We start from the raw sequence: 17,814 nt of genomic DNA on the forward strand, positions 1-17,814 counted from the left end.
CGCCGCCTTAATTTCGTCCGGTCCTTGTGAATTGTGCGTAACGTCAAAAATCTGCTACGCATTTTACGCATTTTCTTGCATGGCCTTGTGCGCTGTACCAGACTCCTTGAAACGTTTCAGCGTAGCAGATACGCGCTTTGCGCAACCTCGCCACGCTTTAAACGGCCATCAGGCTGAAACGATTCAATTTCAGTAAGCGAGGAGAAATATGTTCCAGCTCGAATTGCAGGCCATCCACACCGGAGCCAGTGCACAAAATAAAGAAGAGGCTATCCGCCAGGTCGCCGCGGCGCTGACCGCGGCGGGCAACGTGGCGGAGGGCTATGTCAACGGCATGCTGGCGCGCGAGCAGCAGACCTCAACTTTCCTGGGCAACGGCATCGCCATTCCGCACGGCACCACCGATACGCGCGACCTGGTGCAGAAAACCGGCGTACAGGTGTTTCAGTTTCCGCAGGGCATCGCCTGGGGCGAAGATCAGATCGCGTATGTGGCGATCGGTATCGCCGCGAAATCTGACGAGCATCTGGCGTTGCTACGCCAGCTGACGCATGTGCTGAGCGACGACAGCATCGCCGAACAGCTGAAAACCGCCTCGGCGGAAGATCTGCGTGCGCTGCTGATGGGTGAAAAACAGCCAGCTGAATTCAGCTTCGACACCTCGCTGATTACCTTAGACGTGGCCGCAAACGATCTGATTACGCTACAGGCGCTGAATGCCGGTCGCCTGCAGGCGGCTGGCGCGGTAGACGCCAGCTTTGTTGCCGACGTCGTCGCCGCGACGCCGCTGAGCCTGGGGCAGGGCATCTGGCTGAGCGACAGCCGCCGCGGCAATCTGCGCAGCGCGGTTGCGGTCAGCCGCGCCGCCACGCCTGGTGAGCACGAAGGCGAAAAAGTGGCGCTGCTGGTGACGGTTTCCGCCGTCGACGATCGCCCGCTGGAAGTGCTGAGCTATCTCAGCACGCTGCTGCTCAACGGCAAGGCGGATCGCCTGCTGAAAGCGGACGCAGCGGGCCTCTATGCGCTGCTGACCAGCGAAGTGGACGAGCAGGCCGACGTGCTGAGCGCGGAGTTCACCATTCGTAACGAGCACGGGCTGCATGCGCGTCCCGGCACGGCGCTGGTAACCGTCATCAAACAGTTCAACAGCGATATTACCGTCACTAACCTCGACGGCAGCGGCAAACCCGCCAACGGACGTAGCCTGATGAAAGTGGTCGCACTGGGCGTGAAGAAAGGTCACCGTCTGCGTTTTACCGCCAGCGGCGACGATGCGCAGCAGGCGCTCAACGCCATTGAAGAGGCGATTAATTCCGGCCTGGGCGAGGGGGTAGCATGAGCAGACGCGTCGCAACTATTACCCTGAATCCCGCCTACGATCTGGTGGGTTTTACCCCGGAGATCGAGCGCGGCGAAGTCAACCTGGTGAAAACCACCGGGCTGCATGCGGCAGGCAAAGGCATTAACGTGGCGAAAGTGCTGAAGGATCTCGGCATCGACGTTACGGTTGGCGGCTTCCTTGGCAAAGAGAATCAGGACGGCTTTCAGCAGCTGTTCAGCGAGCTAGGGATCGCTAACCGTTTTCAGGTCGTGCCGGGCCGCACCCGCATCAACGTCAAGCTCACCGAGCAGAACAACGACGTCACCGATCTTAACTTCTCTGGTTTTGAAGTAAGCCAGCAGGACTGGGATCGCTTTACCAGCGACTCGCTCACCTGGCTGGGCCAGTTCGACATGGTGTGCGTCAGCGGCAGCCTGCCGTCGGGCGTACAGCCGGAAGCCTTTACCCGCTGGATGAGCGAGCTGCGCACCCATTGCCCCTGCATTATTTTCGACAGCAGCCGTGAAGCGCTGGTGGCGGGTCTGAAAGCCGCCCCCTGGCTGGTGAAGCCAAACCGCCGCGAGCTGGAAATCTGGGCCGGTCGCAAACTGCCGACGCTGCAGGATGTGATTGGTGCGGCGCATGAACTGCGCGAGCAGGGCATCGCCCATGTGGTGATTTCTCTGGGCGCCGAGGGCGCGCTCTGGGTGAACGCCTCAGGCGAATGGATCGCCAAACCGCCGGTGTGTGAAGTAGTCAGCACCGTGGGCGCAGGCGATTCAATGGTCGGCGGGCTGATCTACGGCCTGCTGATGCGTGAATCCAGCGAGCATACACTGCGTCTCGCGACGGCAGTGGCGGCGATGGCCGTCAGCCAGAGCAACGTCGGCGTGACCGATCGTACCCAGTTGGCCGCAATGATGGCGCGCGTCGACTTACAACCCGTTAACTGACAGCAGGAGAGCGATAATGAAAACGCTGCTGATAAAAGATCCTTCTATTGGGCTGGCCTCTGCCTATATGGCACAACAGCGTCTGGCGGCAGCCGCCGCGCAGGCTGGCTTAACCCTGACGGAAAACCCGGCGGAAGCGGAGCTGGTGATCGTTGCCGGCCGCGAGTTGCCGAACGACGCCGCGCTGAACGGTAAATCGGTCTGGCTGGGCGATGTGCAGCAGGCCGTACGCGCGCCGGAGCAGTTCCTTGCTCAGGCGAAAGCGGAAGCGAAATCCTGGCAGCCGACCGCCGTCGCTGCGGCACCAGCCGCAGCGACGGCAGGCGGCCAGAAACGTATCGTTGCGGTCACCGCCTGTCCGACCGGCGTGGCGCACACCTTTATGGCCGCCGAGGCTATTCAGGCTGAAGCGACCAAACGCGGCTGGTGGGTGAAAGTGGAAACCCGCGGCTCCGTTGGTGCAGGCAATGCGATTACGCCCGAAGAAGTCGCGGCGGCCGATCTGGTGATCGTCGCGGCGGATATCGAGGTCGACCTGGCGAAATTCGCCGGTAAGCCGATGTACCGCACCTCAACCGGGCTGGCGCTGAAGAAAACCGCGCAGGAGCTGGATAAAGCCGTTGTCGAAGCCAGACCTTATAAAGCCGCTGGCGCGCAGAGCGGCGAGCCGCAGAACGAGAAAAAAGAGAAAGCAGGCGCTTACCGTCACCTGTTGACCGGCGTCTCTTATATGCTGCCGATGGTGGTGGCGGGTGGTCTGAGCATTGCGCTCTCCTTCGCCTTCGGGATTACCGCCTTTAAAGAGCCGGGCACGCTGGCAGCGGCGCTGATGCAGATCGGTGGCGGTAGCGCCTTCGCGCTGATGGTGCCGGTGCTGGCGGGCTATATCGCTTTCTCCATCGCGGATCGTCCCGGCCTGACGCCAGGCCTGATTGGCGGCATGATCGCCACCAGCATTAACGCCGGCTTCCTCGGCGGCATTATCGCCGGTTTCATCGCCGGTTACGCAGCGAAGCTGATCAGCGGCAAGGTCAAACTGCCGCAGAGTATGGAAGCGCTGAAGCCAATCCTGATTATTCCGCTGTTTGCCAGCCTGATCACCGGCCTGCTGATGATCTACGTAGTAGGTAAACCGGTCGCGGCGATCATGAGCGGCCTGACCGCATGGCTGGCGAATATGGGCACGGCGAATGCGGTACTGCTGGGCGCGATTCTGGGCGGCATGATGTGTACCGATATGGGCGGTCCGGTGAACAAAGTGGCGTACGCCTTCGGCGTCGGGCTGCTCAGTTCGCAAACCTACGCGCCGATGGCGGCGATTATGGCTGCGGGTATGGTGCCGCCGCTGGCGATGGGCGTAGCGACGCTGGTTGCGCGTCGTAAATTTAATAAAGGTCAGCAGGAGGGGGGGAAAGCGGCGCTGGTGTTGGGTCTCTGCTTTATCTCCGAGGGCGCGATCCCCTTCGCGGCGCGTGACCCGATGCGCGTACTGCCGTGCTGTATTGTCGGCGGCGCGATTACCGGCGCGATCTCTATGTATATCGGCGCGAAGCTGATGGCGCCGCACGGCGGGTTGTTCGTGCTGCTTATTCCTGGCGCGATTACGCCGGTGCTGGGCTACCTGGTATCGATTATCGTCGGCACCGCGGTGGCGGGACTGGGTTACGCCATTCTGAAACGTCCGGAAGAGGAGCTGGCGAAAGCCTGAACCCCGGCGTAACAGAAAAGGAGAAGGGAGCCATCTGGCTCCCTTCTTTTTTATCGCCTCAACATACCCGCTGCTTTGAAGCAGCAGCGCGTCTTTAACTTTTCTGCTCTGACTTCAGCCAGGCGATCTCATCCTTCCAGATATCCGGATTAATGGTTTCCAGAATCAGCGGGATGCCGTCGAAGCGCGCATCCTTCATCAGCCAGCTAAAGACCGTTTTGCCGATATTGCCTTCGCCCAGGCTGTGATGACGATCGACGCGGCTGCCAAAGGCGCTTTTGGCGTCGTTAAGGTGCATGCCGCGCAGATACTGCAGGCCGACGATGCGCTCAAAGGCGGCGAAGGTCTCTTCGCACGCCGCTTCGGTACGCAGATCGTAGCCGCCAGCAAAGGCGTGGCAGGTATCGATACAGACGCCGACGCGGGATTTATCCTCGACGTGCTCGATAATCGTCGCCAGATGTTCGAAGCGGAAGCCGAGATTGCTGCCCTGACCGGCTGTGTTTTCAATTACCGCCACAACCTGCGACGTCTTATCCAGCGCAATATTGACCGACTCGGCGATGCGCTTCAGGCAGGCTTCTTCCTCGATCTGATTCAGATGGCTGCCGGGATGGAAGTTAAGCAGGGTCAGGCCCAGCTGCTCAGCGCGCTGCATCTCATCAATAAAGGCTGCCCGCGATTTTTCCAGCGCGTCCATAACCGGATGGCCGAGGTTAATCAGAAAACTGTCGTGCGGCAGGATCTGCTGCGGGCCAAAATTATATTTTTCGCACGCGGCTTTAAACGCGTCGATAGTGGCGGCAGAGAGCGGGGCCGCCTTCCACTGTCGCTGATTCTTGGTAAACAGAGCAAACGCGGTGGCTTCCAGTTCATGGGCACGAATCACTGCCTGATCTACGCCGCCAGCAGCGCTGACGTGTGCGCCGATATATTTCATGCCGCTTCTCCTGAAAAGGCTGACTAAAAGAAGCCCGCATCATACCCGATGCGCCTGATGCAAGAAATGCTGCGCCAGCAGATTGAACGTCGCTGGCCGCAATCGCGGCGTTCAGAACATCGACTGATCTGTATATGTCATATGAACCCTGCGCCGCGCTGGCTTAAAGGTGAAATTGATAATATATTTGCAATCAACCAGATAAACCGATAAGGCCGAAAGATGTTATTTGCCCGTTTGCGCCGCTGGGCCGCCCTGATCAAAAAAGATGTGCTGACGCTGTGGTTCGCCTGCCGCGATCCGCGTACGCCGTGGTGGTTTAAGCTGCTGGCGTTTGGGCTGGTGGCCTATGCGCTCAGCCCCATCGATCTTATTCCCGACTTTATCCCGATCGTCGGTCTGCTGGACGATGCGATTATTATTCCGCTGGGCGTGCTGATCCTGCTGCGCCTGCTGCCGCGCGACGTGCGCATCAGCAGCGCGGAGCGTGCCGAAGTGCAGCGCGCGCGCGGCAAAAAGGTCGTCAGCGGCTTTGGCCTGTTTTTAATGGCGCTGATCTGGCTGGCGGTGCTGTTTTACCTGGTGCATCGCTACGCCATGTGAGGAGAAACCATGCATATCACGCTGCGTCAGATAGAAGTGTTTACCGAGGTGCTGAAAAGCGGCTCGACGACCCAGGCCTCGCAGGTGCTGGCGCTCTCGCAGTCTGCGGTGAGCGCGGCGCTGGCGGACCTGGAGGGCCAGCTTGGCGTTCAGCTGTTCGATCGCGTCGGCAAGCGGCTGGTGCTGAACGAACACGGTCGTCTGCTCTATCCGCGCGCCATTGGCCTGCTGGAGCAGGCGAGTGAAATCGAACAGCTGTTTAAAGAGGACAATGGCGCAATCCGTATTTACGCCAGCAGCACCATCGGCAATTACCTGCTGCCGGGCATGATAGCCGCTTTTCGTCGCGACTTTCCCGGCCTGCCGCTGGAGCTGAGCGTCGGCAACAGCCAGGACGTCATTAACGCGGTGGCCGATTTCCGCGTCGATGTCGGCCTGATTGAAGGGCCGTGTCATATGACCGAACTGGTGAGCGATCCCTGGCTGGAGGATGAGCTGGTGGTGTTCGCCGCGCCCGATGCGGAGATTCTGCGCCAGCCGGTCACGCTGGAGAGCCTCGGCAACGCGCCCTGGATCCTGCGCGAACGCGGGTCCGGCACGCGCGAAATCGTCGACTATCTGCTGCTCTCGCATCTGCCTGCCTTTCAGCTGGGCATGGAGCTGGGCAACTCAGAGGCGATCAAGCATGCGGTGCGGCACAATATGGGCATCAGCTGTCTGTCGCGTCGCGTTATCGCCGATCTGCTGGAGGCGGGAACGTTAGTGGAGCTGTCGCTTCCGCTGCCGCGGCTGACGCGCACGCTGTACCGTATTCACCATCGTCAGAAGCATCTTTCCAGGGCGCTTAACCGCTTTCTCTCTTACTGCCGCGAATAGCCGCAAGAGGTTTTTGCTTATAATTCAGCGGCGATCATGAAGGTAACTAATAACACGGCCTCAATGCTATACAGGGCAGGGTGAATTGCTACAATCGCGCCTCATTTTTAGCGAGCCTAGTGTTTACACATGCATAACGACACAAATACAACACAACAACCTGCGTTACGACGCGAGTTAAAGGCGCGTCACCTGACGATGATCGCCATCGGCGGTTCGATCGGCACCGGCCTTTTTGTGGCCTCCGGCGCCACGATCTCTCAGGCGGGCCCCGGCGGCGCGCTGCTTTCCTACGCGCTGATTGGCCTGATGGTCTACTTCCTGATGACCAGCCTCGGCGAGCTGGCGGCTTTTATGCCGGTTTCCGGCTCTTTCGCCACCTACGGTTCAAAATATGTTGAAGAAGGCTTCGGTTTCGCCCTGGGCTGGAACTACTGGTACAACTGGGCGGTCACCATCGCCGTGGATCTCGTCGCCTCGCAGCTGGTAATGAACTACTGGTTCCCTGATACGCCGGGCTGGATCTGGAGCGCGATGTTCCTCTGCCTGATGTTCCTGCTTAACTTCATCTCCGTGAAAGGCTTCGGCGAAGCGGAATACTGGTTCTCACTGATTAAGGTCGTCACCGTCATTATCTTTATCGTCGTCGGCGTACTGATGATCCTTGGCATTCTGCGCGGCGGCGAACATGCCGGCTGGCATAACTGGCAGGTCGGCGACGCGCCGTTCGCGGGCGGGTTCGCCGCGATGATCGGCGTGGCGATGATTGTCGGCTTCTCTTTCCAGGGCACTGAGCTTATCGGCATCGCGGCGGGCGAGTCGGAAGATCCGGCGAAAAACATTCCGCGCGCGGTGCGTCAGGTTTTCTGGCGTATTCTGCTGTTCTATATCTTCGCTATCCTGATTATCAGCCTGATCCTGCCTTATACCGATCCGCAGCTGCTGCATAACGATGTAACCGATATCAGCGTCAGTCCTTTTACCCTGGTGTTCCAGAATGCGGGCCTGCTGTCGGCGGCGGCGGTGATGAACGCGGTAATCCTGACGTCGGTGCTGTCAGCGGGCAACTCCGGCATGTACGCCTCAACGCGCATGCTCTATAACCTGGCGAGCGAAGGCAAAGCACCGCGCATTTTCGCGCAGCTGTCGAAAGGCGGCGTGCCGCGCAACGCGCTGCTGGCGACCACCGTCGTGGCGGGTCTCTGCTTCCTGACCTCGAAGTTCGGCAACCAGGAAGTCTATCTGTGGCTGCTGAATACCTCCGGTATGACCGGCTTTATCGCCTGGCTGGGCATTGCCATCAGCCACTATCGCTTCCGTCGCGGCTATATCGCGCAGGGCCACAGCCTTGACGATTTGCCGTACCGTTCAGGCTTTTTCCCGGTCGGTCCGATTTTTGCCTTCGTGCTCTGTCTGATCATCACGCTGGGCCAGAACTATCAGGCTTTCCTTAACGACAAAATCGACTGGTACGGCGTCGCCGCCACCTATATCGGACTGCCGCTGTTTTTGATTATCTGGTTCGGCTACAGGCTGACGCGAGGCACCCGTTTCGTGAAGTACAGCGACATGGAATTCCCGATCCACAAAGAGTAAAGCTCACTGCACAGGTGACGAGGCCCGAAGAGCAAAGCGTCCGACCACAGAAAAGTGGGTCGCCTTTGCGCTCGGGCCTTGTCATTGGCGTAAGCACAGGAAGCGCGGCGGGTCCGCGCTTTTTGCGTTAAGGTGCCCTTTTGTTTAGGTTGAAGAATTGATAATTATTATCATCTGCTCTATTGTGGCAGCGTTTTCGACCGAACCTTTAGAACAGGCTTTTTATGACGGACTCAACTCTGCCCGCGCAGGGCGCTATGGGCCGCTATCATCAGGTATTGCGCCGCCGCATGCTGATGATCGCCGTACTGGTGCTGGCCATTATTGCCTCGCTGGTGCTGGATTTTACGCTTGGCCCGGCTGGACTCTCGCTGCCGACGCTGTGGCAATCTCTGCTTCACCCCACAACCGTCGATGCCGGTACGCGCGTGATCGTCTGGGATATCCGCTTGCCCTATGCGCTGATGGCGGTGGTGGTGGGATTTTGTCTTGGGCTGGCGGGCGCCGAGATGCAGACCATCCTTAATAACCCGCTGGCCAGCCCCTTTACCCTTGGCGTCTCCTCGGCGGCGGCTTTTGGCGCAGCGCTGGCGATTATTCTCGGTATCGGCATTCCTGGCGTGCCGGATCAGTGGCTGATTTCCGCCAACGCCTTTGTTTTTGCTCTGTTCGCCGCGCTGATGCTCGACGGTGTGACGCGCTGGACGCGGGTCTCTACCTCAGGCGTGGTGCTGTTCGGCATTGCGCTGGTGTTTACCTTTAACGCGCTGGTGTCGATGATGCAGTTTATCGCCAGCGAAGATACCCTGCAGGGCCTGGTGTTCTGGACCATGGGGAGCCTCGCGCGCGCCTCCTGGGAGAAGCTGGGCGTGCTGAGTGCCGCTTTTGCGCTGCTGCTGCCGTTCTCGCTGCTCAGCAGCTGGAAACTGACCGCGCTGCGCCTCGGCGAAGACCGTGCGGTCAGTTTCGGCATCGACGTCCGCCGTCTGCGCCTCGCGACGCTGCTGCGCATCAGTATTCTTTCCGCGCTGGCGGTCGCCTTTGTCGGGCCGATCGGCTTTATCGGGCTGGTGGCGCCGCATATCGCCCGCATGATTTTCGGCGAAGATCATCGCTACTATCTGCCCGCCAGCGCCCTGACCGGCGCGCTGGTGCTTTCGATGGCGTCGGTGGCGTCGAAAAACCTGATTCCTGGCGTGATTATTCCCGTCGGCATCGTCACCTCGCTGGTTGGCGTACCCTTCTTCCTGAGCATTATTCTGCGCCACCGGGGGAATGTATGAGCCAGGGACTGACGTTAAAACACTTCACGACGGGCTACCCGAAACGCAAAGTCATTGAGGATCTCAGCGTGCCGCTGCTGCCGCGCGGCAAAATCACCGTGCTGCTGGGGCCGAACGGCTGCGGTAAATCGACGCTGCTGCGCGCGCTGGCCGGGCTGAACAAAGGGCAGGGCGAACTCTGGCTGAACGGCGAGGAGCTGATGCAGCAACCTTTTGCCCGCCGCGCCCGGCGCGTGGTCTATCTGCCGCAGTCGCTGCCTGCGGGCGTGCATCTGCATGTGCTGGAGTCGATCATTGTGGCGCAGCGCGCGTCTGGCGGGCTGCACAACGCCGCCAGCGAGGCGGAAGTGATGTATCTGCTGGAACAGCTTGGCATTTCACACCTGGCGATGCGCTATCTCGATCAGCTTTCGGGCGGCCAGAAACAGCTGGTGGGCCTGGCGCAGTCGCTGATCCGTCGCCCGGAACTGCTGCTGCTGGATGAGCCGCTGAGCGCGCTGGATCTTAACTATCAGTTCCATGTGATGGATCTGGTACGGCGCGAAACCGCCCAGCGCAATATCGTCACCGTTGTGGTGGTGCATGACATTAATATCGCCTTACGCCATGCGCACCATGCGCTGATGCTGAAAGAGGGCGCGTTGATAGCGGACGGCGCGCCGGATCGGGTGATTACGCCGGAAACGCTGGCGCAGGTCTATGGCGTGAAAGGACGTATTGAGCGCTGCTCGCAGGGGATGCCGCAGGTAATGATCGACGGGCTGGCGGATTCAGCGCTGGTTTAAATAGCGTGCCGCACCTCTGATATTCAGGGCCGCATTGCGGCCCTGAATGCACTACACCAGCAGATGCTGCGCATGGAAGCGCAGATGATCCTCGACGAAGGTCGCGATGAAGTAGTAGCTGTGGTCATAGCCGGGCTGCACGCGCAGCGTCAGCGGGAATCCCACCTCTCTTGCCACCACATCCAGCCGCTCCGGCTGCAGCTGATCCGCCAGGAACTGATCGCTGTCCCCCTGATCGATCAGGATCGGCAGACGCGCCTGCACCTCGCGCATTAGCGCGCAACTGTCATAGTCGCGCCAGGCCGCGCGGTCCTCGCCCAGGTAGGCGCTAAACGCTTTCTGACCCCAGGGCACGTCGCTGGGATTGACGATAGGCGCAAAAGCCGACGCCGACGCGAAGCGGTTGCCGAGGCGCAGCGCCAGCATCAGCGCGCCGTGGCCGCCCATCGAATGCCCCATAATCGACTGCCGCTCGCTGATACTGAAGTTGCCAGCGATCAGCGTCGGCAGCTCCTGGCTCAGGTAGTCGAACATGCGGTAGTGCGCTGACCAGGGCGCCTGGGTGGCGTTGAGATAGAACCCCGCGCCCTGACCGAGATCGTAAGCGGCGTCGTTGGCGACCGCATCACCGCGCGGGCTGGTGTCCGGCATAATTAACACCAGTCCCAGCTCCGAGGCGACGCGCTGCGCGCCGGATTTGGTGCTGAAGTTTTCATCCGTGCAGGTCAGCCCTGCCAGAAACCACAACGCGGGCGGCGGCGTGTCGTCTTTCGGACTGGGCAAAAAAATGCTGAAGGTCATCGGGCAGTTCAGCACGTCTGACTGATGTCGCCAGCGTTGTTGCCAGCCGCCGAACATCCGGTGTTCTTCCAGCAGTTCCAGCGTGGTTGCCATATCGCCTCCCGATTACTTGTTAAAGTGCACCACCGAACGAATAGATTTTCCTTCGTGCATCAGATCGAAGGCCTCATTAATCTCTTCCAGCGGCATGGTGTGGGTAATAAAGTCGTTCAGGGCGAATTTACCGTCCAGATAGTCCTGCACGATGCCCGGCAGCTGCGAGCGACCCTTCACGCCGCCGAAGGCAGAACCGCGCCAGACGCGACCGGTGACCAGCTGGAACGGACGGGTAGAGATCTCTTCGCCCGCGCCGGCCACGCCGATAATTACCGATTCGCCCCAGCCCTTATGGCAGCACTCCAGCGCGGAACGCATGACGTTGACGTTGCCGATGCACTCAAAGGAGAAATCTACGCCGCCGTCGGTCATCTCAACGATAACGTCCTGGATCGGCTTCTCATAATCTTTCGGATTCACCAGATCGGTCGCGCCCAGCTTGCGTGCCAGGTCGAACTTGCTGGTATTGATGTCGATACCGATGATGCGTCCGGCTTTCGCCATTTTTGCGCCGATAATCGCCGACAGACCAATGCCGCCAAGGCCGAAAATCGCCACGGTATCGCCTTCTTTAACTTTGGCGGTATTCATCACCGCGCCCATACCGGTAGTGACACCGCAGCCCAGCAGGCAGACTTCCTCCAGCGGCGCTTCTTTGCTGATTTTCGCCAGCGAAATTTCCGGCACGACGGTGTACTCGGAGAACGTCGAGGTGCCCATATAGTGGAAAATCGGCTTGCCGTCTTTAAAGAAGCGCGTCGTGCCGTCCGGCATCAGGCCTTTGCCCTGCGTTGAGCGGATCGCCTGGCAGAGATTGGTTTTGCCCGACAGACAGAATTTGCACTTGCCGCACTCCGGCGTGTAAAGCGGGATCACATGATCGCCTACCTCGACGCTGGTCACGCCTTCGCCGACCGCTTCCACAATGCCGCCGCCTTCATGGCCGAGAATCGCCGGGAACACGCCTTCCGGATCTTTGCCCGACAGGGTATAGGCATCGGTATGGCAAACGCCGGTGGCAACGATGCGCACCAGCACTTCGCCTTTTTGCGGCGGCATCAAATCCACTTCTTCGATTTTCAGCGGTTCGCCAGCGGCCCAGGCAACGGCGGCACGGGTTTTAATCATGTTCATGCATTCCCTCTTGCGGTCAGATGGGGACGCGCCGAAGCGGTCGCGCCCGTAGTCGTGATATCAATAAAAATAGCGCGTAACTGAGTAATTAGTCTGCGACCTGCAGCGGATGCAGCAGCCGATCGTCCTGCGGCCGGTCGTCAAACATATCAATAATCAAATATTTCAGGGCTTCGACGTTGGGCGTAAAAGCGTCGCGTCGCCACATCAGCCAGGTGGCGGTGTCGCGGTACGCCGGCGGCAGCTCATGCGCCTGCACGCGGGCGCGCTCAGGCATCTGCGCTAATACCGACTCCGGGATCATCGCCACGCCCGCGCCGCCCGCCACGCAGGCCATCATCGCGTGGTAGGACTGGATCTCCATGACGCTGCCGGGCGCGACACCGCTATCGCGATACCAGGCTTCCAGCTTCACGCGATAGGAGCAGCTGTTGCGAAAAGCGAACAGCGTATCGTTTTGCGCGTCGCGCGCGCTCTCCACCGGCGCATGATCGAGGCTGGTGATCAGCGTCAGGGTTTCCCGGAAGGCGATACAGCCGTTGAGATCGTCATAAGGCGCCGGACCGTCAACCAGCGCGGCGGCCAGCGTGCCTTCGCGCACTTTGTCGATAATCTCGCCGGAAGTGCTGGTGATCAGCGACAGCGCGACCTTCGGGAAGCGCTGATGGTAGGCCGCCAGCAGGCCCGGCAGGCGCGTCGCGGCGGTGCTCTCCATTGAGCCGAGCGCGAAGTTACCCGCCGGTTCGCCGGCGCGCGCCATGCTCAGCGCCTCGTCGCTCAGCGTCAGGATACGCTGCGCATAGTTAAGAAAGTTGTGGCCCATCGGCGACAGGCGAATGCGCTGTTTCTCACGGATAAACAGATCGACGCCAATCTCCTCTTCCAGCTGGCGCAGCCGCGTGGTGAGATTAGAGGGGACGCGATGGAGTTGTTCCGCGGCGCGCGCCAGCGAACCGGTTTCGGCCACAGAACAGAACATACGTAGCTGGACAAGATCCATGTATTCTCTTCCCGTAAACAACTTAATGCGAATTATTCAGTTTTCGTGAGTTTAATAAGCTGGCATGTTATAAGCAAGTGATAATAAAACGCAGGAGTAGGGGAATGGCTTTTCGCGTGGCGCTCAGCGCCTTTCTGGCGCTGGTAGTGGTGATGGGGATTGGACGTTTCGCTTTTACGCCGCAGGTGCCGCTGATGATACACGACGGCCAGCTGACGCTGACCAGCGCCAGCCTGGTCGCGGCGCTTAACTATCTCGGCTACCTGTGCGGCTCCTTTGACGCGATGCGCGCCAGGCGTCATGTCGAACTGCGCCTGCAGCTGGGCGTCTGGGGCGCGGTGATCCTGACGCTGCTCTCCGCCTGCGTCAGCGGCCCCTGGCTGCACGGGGCGGTGCGCTTTCTTATCGGCTGGGCGAGCGGCATGGCGCTGGTGCTGGTCGCCGCCTGGAGCAGCGAACAGCTGCATCATTACGGCCGCCCCAGCCTGTCAGCGGCGGTATTCGCCGGACCCGGCGCGGGGATTTTCATCAGCGGCCTGCTGGCGGTGCAGCTGCATGCGTTTCAGGTTTCCGCCTCGCTGGCCTGGGCGGCTTATGGCCTGCTGGCGCTGCTCTTTATCGCCGCTGTCGCGCGCAATTTGCCGCGCCGCGTCGGCGATCTGCATCGACCCGATCAGGCGCCGCAGCCGCTGGTGCTGACCAGGGATCTGCGACGGCTGGTGCTGAGCTACAGCCTGGCGGGCTTCGGCTATATTCTGCCCGCGACTTTTCTGTCGCAGATGGCGGCGGCGCGCTTTCCCGATGGCGCATTCGCCCAGTTCGTCTGGCCGATTTTTGGCGGCGCGGCGATAGTCGGCATCGCGCTGGGGATCCTGACGCGCGGCCTCGCCAGCACGCACCGGCGGCTGGCGCTGGTGCTCTGGGCGCAGGCGCTGGGCGTCGTGGCGGCGGCGTGGCTGCCGGGCTTTAGCGGCCTGCTGATCGGCGCGCTGCTGGTGGGCGGCGGCTTTCTCTGCGTGGTGCAGCTTGCGCTGGCCTGCGCGCGCGAGCTGGCGCCGCAGCATACGCGCTATATGGCGGGACTGCTGACTACCGGCTACGCCATCGGGCAGCTGGTGGGGCCGGTGCTGTCGTCGCTCTCTACCGCGCTGCTGCATCGGCTGGAGCCGGCGCTGTGGATCGCCGGTCTGGGGCTGGCCGCGGGCGGTCTTCTGGTCTGGCGGCGATCATAATGAAAAGCTTTCATCGCCGATTGGATTGATTACTGGATTACCCAAACGGAAAGCTTCACAATACGCGCTCAGAATTGAACCCGTCGGTCTCTCCGACGGGCGTTACACCTGCGGAGATGAGTACGATGAGCACCCTTAGTCAGGAAGCTATCCTGGTTCACGAAGCGCTGCTGGCGCGAGGCCTGGAAACGCCGTTACGCGCGCCAACGCGTGAAATGGATGATGAAACCCGTAAGCGCCTGATCGCTGGCCACATGACTGAAGTCATGCAGCTGCTGAATCTGGATCTTGAGGATGACAGCCTGATGGAGACGCCGCATCGCATCGCCAAAATGTATGTGGATGAGGTGTTCTCCGGCCTGGATTACGCTAACTTCCCCAAAATCACCGTCATTGAAAACAAAATGAAAGTGGATGAGATGGTGACGGTGCGCGATATCACGCTGACCAGCACCTGCGAACATCACTTTGTGATCATCGACGGCAAAGCCACCGTGGCCTATATTCCAAAAGATAAGGTGATCGGCCTGTCGAAGATCAACCGTATCGTCCAGTTCTTCGCCCAGCGTCCGCAGGTGCAGGAGCGTCTGACGCAGCAGGTGCTGGTGGCGTTGCAGACGCTCCTTGGTACCAACAACGTCGCGGTTTCTATCGATGCGGTGCATTACTGCGTGAAAGCGCGCGGGGTGAAGGATGCCACCAGCGCAACCACCACCACTTCGCTGGGCGGTCTGTTTAAGTCGAGCCAGAATACCCGCCAGGAATTCCTGCGCGCGGTACGCCATATTTAAATCTCAGGGCGAGGCTGTTGGCTATGCGCCTGCGCGGGTGAGAGCGCCCGATCGTAAAGACGCAAACAGGAGATCGCGGCCCGTGCAGACAGGCACCTTATTTGAGGTGCTTTGGTTAGCGGGCCAGGGCTCTGCGTTGTGCAAAAACGCTCCCGGCGTTTTTTTCCTGATGCGGGACGTTTGCTCTTCGGTCTGTGCCATCCGCCTGCAGGCTTTGTAAGCCGCCTCTGTTTCTCACGTCAACAGGGACCGATATGCAACGTTATCATGCGCTGGATTTTATTCGCGGCTGCGCCATCCTCGGCATTTTGTTGCTTAATATCGTCGGCTTCGCTTTACCTTCCGCCGCTTATCTGAATCCTGCCTGGCATGGCGAACCCGCTACCGACGAGGTCTGGACCTGGGCGGTGCTTGATACCCTGGCGCAGCTGAAATTCCTTACCCTGTTCGCGCTGTTGTTCGGCGCGGGTCTGCAGCTCCAGCTGCCGCGCGGCGGCCGCTGGCTGTCGGCGCGCCTGACCCTGCTGGCGATTATCGGTCTGTTCCACGCCATTGCGATGTGGGAAGGGGATATCCTGCTTGATTATGCCATTATCGGGCTGATCGTCTGGCGTATGCTGCGCGACGTGCCCTCAACGCGCAGCCTGTTTCATACCGGCGCGCTGCTTTATCTGGTGGGCTGCGGCGTGCTGCTTATTTTCGGTTCCATCTCCGATCCTGAACCGAGCAGTTCATGGCTGCCAGGCGCGGCCGAGCTGGAGTATGAACGCTTCTGGAAGCTGACCGGCGGATGGGAAGCGGTGCATAACCGTCTCGATCATCTCTCTTCCAGCCTGATGGCGCTGGCGGCGCAGTATGGCTGGCAGCTGGCCGGACTGATGATGATGGGCGCCGCGCTGCTGCGTTGCGGCTGGCTGACCGGCGGATTTAGCGTGCGACACTATCGCCGCTGTGCCGCGTTCTTGCTGATAACAGGCTATGCCATCGCGCTGTCCGGCGTGGTGTCGCAGTGGATGCTGCACTGGTCGTTTCGCTGGAGCGCCTTCTATCTGCAGGTGCCGCGCGATCTCGCCAGCCCCTTTATCAGCCTCGGCTATGCTGCGCTTATCCTGGCCTACTGGCCGCGGCTGGTTCGCTGGCGCTTCAGCGCGGCGATCCAGTGTGTCGGCCGTATGGCGCTGAGCAACTACCTGCTGCAGACGCTGATCTGCACCACGCTGTTTTATCGCTTTGACCTCTTTATGCGCTTCGACCGCCTGCAGCTGCTGGCGTTTGTCCCTGCTGTCTGGCTCGTCAATATCCTCTTCTCGGTAATCTGGCTGCGCTTTTTCCCGCAGGGGCCGCTTGAGTGGCTCTGGCGTCGGCTGACGCGTCTGGCGGCAGGCAAAACGCCGCATCGTCCCTCATTCAGATAATGATGTTCATCACAAAGGTTACATAATTGTATGTAACCGTTTTCATCAGTGTGACGTGATTCACGCTGCTGGTTAGCTGCGCCTGACAGAATAGCGCCGGGTTTACTTCCTGGCGTGATGCCTTTTTTTCCTCTGTGGAACAGCTGCATGATAACGATTCGTGATGTTGCCCGTCTGGCTGGCGTGTCGGTGGCGACCGTCTCACGCGTGCTGAATAACAGTAGCGCTGTCACCGCCGACACGCGCGATGCGGTGCTGCAGGCCGTGGAGTCGCTGGGCTATCGCCCTAATGCCAACGCGCAGGCGCTGGCGACGCAGGTCAGCGATACCATCGGCGTGGTGGTAATGGACGTTTCCGATCCCTTCTTCGGCGCGCTGGTAAAAGCGGTGGATACCGTGGCACAGCGCCTGCATAAACATGTATTGATCAGCAACTCCTGGCATCAGGAAGATAAAGAGCGCCATGCGATTGAGGTGCTGATCCGTCAGCGCTGCAATGCGCTGGTGGTGCACGCGAAAACGCTTTCAGACGAAGAGCTGGCCTCTTTTATGCAGCAGGTGCCGGGCATGGTGATGGTAAACCGCATCGTGCCGGGCTTCGCCCATCGCTGCGTCAGCCTGGATAACGTGGCTGGCGCGCTGATGGCGACCAGAATGCTGCTGCAGCAAGGACATAGCCGCGTTGGCTATCTCTGCTCCAGCCATCCGATCGAGGATGTGCAGCAGCGCCGCGACGGCTGGGAGCAGGCGCTGGTGGAGCAGGGCATTCGTCCGCAGGAGAGCTGGATCGCCAGCGCCGAACCCGATATGCAGGGCGGCGAAGCGGCCATGGTGGAACTGCTGGGGCGCAACGTGCATCTCAGCGCGATTTTCGCCTACAACGACGGCATGGCGGCCGGTGCGCTTACCGCGCTGAAAGATAACGGCATTCAGGTGCCGCAGCACTTCTCCATTATCGGTTTCGATGATATTCCCATGTCACGTTACACCGATCCTCAACTGACTACGGTGCGCTATCCCATTGTTTCTATGGCAAAACTGGCGACAGAGCTGGCGCTGAGCGGCGCGGCGGGCCAGCTGGACGCCAGCGCGCAGCACGTCTTTATGCCAACGCTGGTGCGTCGTCATTCAGTGGCTCAGCGACAAAATGTGGAGTCGGTCACTAATTCAGGCGATAGCCTGATGTAACCGTTTTCAATCTGTGATTGTATTCACAGTTAATTAACATGCCGCTCACTATGATGGCTGCGTCTTACCGGACTGAAACATTATGTAACGCC

16 protein-coding genes are annotated in these 17,814 nt (G+C 60.1%); 12 read left to right on the forward strand and 4 right to left on the reverse strand.

Features of this window, described 5'->3' with window-relative positions; translation table 11 throughout:
- The first annotated feature begins 208 nt into the window (after positions 1–208).
- Genes fruB through fruA form a run of 3 tightly spaced genes read left to right on the forward strand, consistent with a single transcriptional unit; the run spans position 209 to position 3,982 of the window.
- Entirely contained in the window at positions 209–1,339 is a 1,131-nt protein-coding gene (gene fruB, locus D7S44_RS06530; protein ID WP_120453167.1) for a fused PTS fructose transporter subunit IIA/HPr protein, read from the forward strand.
- Entirely contained in the window at positions 1,336–2,274 is a 939-nt protein-coding gene (gene fruK, locus D7S44_RS06535; RefSeq protein ID WP_120453168.1) for a 1-phosphofructokinase, read from the forward strand. The genes fruB and fruK overlap by 4 nt, the downstream gene beginning before the upstream one ends.
- A 16-nt stretch (positions 2,275–2,290) precedes the next feature.
- A complete protein-coding gene (gene fruA / locus D7S44_RS06540) occupies positions 2,291–3,982 on the forward strand; it encodes a PTS fructose transporter subunit IIBC (protein ID WP_120453170.1) in 1,692 nt (563 codons plus the stop codon).
- A 94-nt stretch (positions 3,983–4,076) separates the two neighbouring features.
- Here fruA and nfo read toward each other — a convergent pair whose 3' ends face one another.
- The gene (nfo, locus tag D7S44_RS06545; RefSeq protein ID WP_120453172.1) at positions 4,077–4,922 is read right to left on the reverse strand and encodes a deoxyribonuclease IV; all 846 of its coding nucleotides are present in this window, start codon (positions 4,920–4,922) and stop codon (positions 4,077–4,079) included.
- Positions 4,923–5,144: 222 nt separating this feature from the next.
- Here nfo and D7S44_RS06550 point away from each other — a divergent pair, with 222 nt between their 5' ends.
- The 5 genes from D7S44_RS06550 to D7S44_RS06570 all read left to right on the forward strand — a co-directional run bounded on the left by D7S44_RS06550 (position 5,145) and on the right by D7S44_RS06570 (position 10,065).
- Positions 5,145–5,525 (forward strand): YkvA family protein, encoded by a 381-nt coding sequence (locus D7S44_RS06550; RefSeq protein ID WP_120453173.1) that lies wholly within the window; start codon positions 5,145–5,147, stop codon positions 5,523–5,525.
- Between the two features lie 9 nt (positions 5,526–5,534).
- Complete coding sequence (gene yieE / locus D7S44_RS06555) at positions 5,535–6,401, forward strand: DNA-binding transcriptional regulator YeiE (protein ID WP_120453175.1); 867 nt, start codon at positions 5,535–5,537, stop codon at positions 6,399–6,401.
- 129 nt (positions 6,402–6,530) lie between these two features.
- The gene (locus D7S44_RS06560; protein ID WP_120453176.1) at positions 6,531–7,997 is read left to right on the forward strand and encodes an amino acid permease; all 1,467 of its coding nucleotides are present in this window, start codon (positions 6,531–6,533) and stop codon (positions 7,995–7,997) included.
- 224 nt (positions 7,998–8,221) lie between these two features.
- A complete protein-coding gene (locus D7S44_RS06565; protein WP_120453178.1) occupies positions 8,222–9,280 on the forward strand; it encodes a FecCD family ABC transporter permease in 1,059 nt (352 codons plus the stop codon).
- Positions 9,277–10,065, forward strand: a complete 789-nt coding sequence (locus D7S44_RS06570) for an ABC transporter ATP-binding protein (RefSeq protein ID WP_120453180.1) — start codon at positions 9,277–9,279, stop codon at positions 10,063–10,065. The genes D7S44_RS06565 and D7S44_RS06570 overlap by 4 nt, the downstream gene beginning before the upstream one ends.
- A gap of 51 nt (positions 10,066–10,116) precedes the next feature.
- On the opposite strand, the gene fghA is transcribed toward D7S44_RS06570, so the two are convergent.
- The 3 genes from fghA to ptrR all read right to left on the reverse strand — a co-directional run bounded on the left by fghA (position 10,117) and on the right by ptrR (position 13,096).
- A complete protein-coding gene (gene fghA, locus D7S44_RS06575) occupies positions 10,117–10,959 on the reverse strand; it encodes an S-formylglutathione hydrolase (protein WP_120453182.1) in 843 nt (280 codons plus the stop codon).
- A gap of 12 nt (positions 10,960–10,971) precedes the next feature.
- A complete protein-coding gene (locus D7S44_RS06580) occupies positions 10,972–12,096 on the reverse strand; it encodes an S-(hydroxymethyl)glutathione dehydrogenase/class III alcohol dehydrogenase (RefSeq protein WP_120453184.1) in 1,125 nt (374 codons plus the stop codon).
- Between the two features lie 88 nt (positions 12,097–12,184).
- Entirely contained in the window at positions 12,185–13,096 is a 912-nt protein-coding gene (ptrR, locus tag D7S44_RS06585) for a putrescine utilization regulator PtrR (protein ID WP_120453185.1), read from the reverse strand.
- Between the two features lie 104 nt (positions 13,097–13,200).
- Between ptrR and D7S44_RS06590 the strand changes: the two genes are divergently transcribed.
- The 4 genes from D7S44_RS06590 to galS all read left to right on the forward strand — a co-directional run bounded on the left by D7S44_RS06590 (position 13,201) and on the right by galS (position 17,722).
- Positions 13,201–14,328 carry a YbfB/YjiJ family MFS transporter gene (locus tag D7S44_RS06590; protein WP_120453187.1) on the forward strand — a complete coding sequence of 376 codons (1,128 nt, stop codon included), beginning with the start codon at positions 13,201–13,203 and terminating at the stop codon, positions 14,326–14,328.
- Positions 14,329–14,453: 125 nt separating this feature from the next.
- Positions 14,454–15,119: a GTP cyclohydrolase I FolE gene (gene folE / locus D7S44_RS06595; RefSeq protein ID WP_120453189.1), complete on the forward strand. Its 666-nt coding sequence runs from the start codon at positions 14,454–14,456 to the stop codon at positions 15,117–15,119.
- Between the two features lie 254 nt (positions 15,120–15,373).
- Complete coding sequence (gene yeiB, locus D7S44_RS06600) at positions 15,374–16,534, forward strand: DUF418 domain-containing protein YeiB (protein WP_120453191.1); 1,161 nt, start codon at positions 15,374–15,376, stop codon at positions 16,532–16,534.
- 147 nt (positions 16,535–16,681) lie between these two features.
- Positions 16,682–17,722: an HTH-type transcriptional regulator GalS gene (galS, locus tag D7S44_RS06610; RefSeq protein ID WP_120453194.1), complete on the forward strand. Its 1,041-nt coding sequence runs from the start codon at positions 16,682–16,684 to the stop codon at positions 17,720–17,722.
- Positions 17,723–17,814: the final 92 nt, after the last annotated feature.

This window comes from Pantoea piersonii, from assembly GCF_003612015.1.
Classification (GTDB): domain Bacteria; phylum Pseudomonadota; class Gammaproteobacteria; order Enterobacterales; family Enterobacteriaceae; genus Pantoea; species Pantoea piersonii.

Excerpts from the sequence above, each read along its gene's own strand:
- fghA (WP_120453182.1), bottom strand. The coding sequence starts at position 10,959 with ATGGCAACCACGCTGGAACTGCTGGAAGAACACCGGATGTTCGGCGGC.
- D7S44_RS06580 (WP_120453184.1), bottom strand. The coding sequence starts at position 12,096 with ATGAACATGATTAAAACCCGTGCCGCCGTTGCCTGGGCCGCTGGCGAA.
- D7S44_RS06590 (WP_120453187.1), top strand. The coding sequence starts at position 13,201 with ATGGCTTTTCGCGTGGCGCTCAGCGCCTTTCTGGCGCTGGTAGTGGTG.
- fruB (WP_120453167.1), top strand. The coding sequence starts at position 209 with ATGTTCCAGCTCGAATTGCAGGCCATCCACACCGGAGCCAGTGCACAA.
- folE (WP_120453189.1), top strand. The coding sequence starts at position 14,454 with ATGAGCACCCTTAGTCAGGAAGCTATCCTGGTTCACGAAGCGCTGCTG.
- galS (WP_120453194.1), top strand. The coding sequence starts at position 16,682 with ATGATAACGATTCGTGATGTTGCCCGTCTGGCTGGCGTGTCGGTGGCG.
- ptrR (WP_120453185.1), bottom strand. The coding sequence starts at position 13,096 with ATGGATCTTGTCCAGCTACGTATGTTCTGTTCTGTGGCCGAAACCGGT.
- D7S44_RS06550 (WP_120453173.1), top strand. The coding sequence starts at position 5,145 with ATGTTATTTGCCCGTTTGCGCCGCTGGGCCGCCCTGATCAAAAAAGAT.
- D7S44_RS06570 (WP_120453180.1), top strand. The coding sequence starts at position 9,277 with ATGAGCCAGGGACTGACGTTAAAACACTTCACGACGGGCTACCCGAAA.
- D7S44_RS06560 (WP_120453176.1), top strand. The coding sequence starts at position 6,531 with ATGCATAACGACACAAATACAACACAACAACCTGCGTTACGACGCGAG.
- nfo (WP_120453172.1), bottom strand. The coding sequence starts at position 4,922 with ATGAAATATATCGGCGCACACGTCAGCGCTGCTGGCGGCGTAGATCAG.
- fruK (WP_120453168.1), top strand. The coding sequence starts at position 1,336 with ATGAGCAGACGCGTCGCAACTATTACCCTGAATCCCGCCTACGATCTG.
- fruA (WP_120453170.1), top strand. The coding sequence starts at position 2,291 with ATGAAAACGCTGCTGATAAAAGATCCTTCTATTGGGCTGGCCTCTGCC.
- D7S44_RS06565 (WP_120453178.1), top strand. The coding sequence starts at position 8,222 with ATGACGGACTCAACTCTGCCCGCGCAGGGCGCTATGGGCCGCTATCAT.
- yieE (WP_120453175.1), top strand. The coding sequence starts at position 5,535 with ATGCATATCACGCTGCGTCAGATAGAAGTGTTTACCGAGGTGCTGAAA.
- yeiB (WP_120453191.1), top strand. The coding sequence starts at position 15,374 with ATGCAACGTTATCATGCGCTGGATTTTATTCGCGGCTGCGCCATCCTC.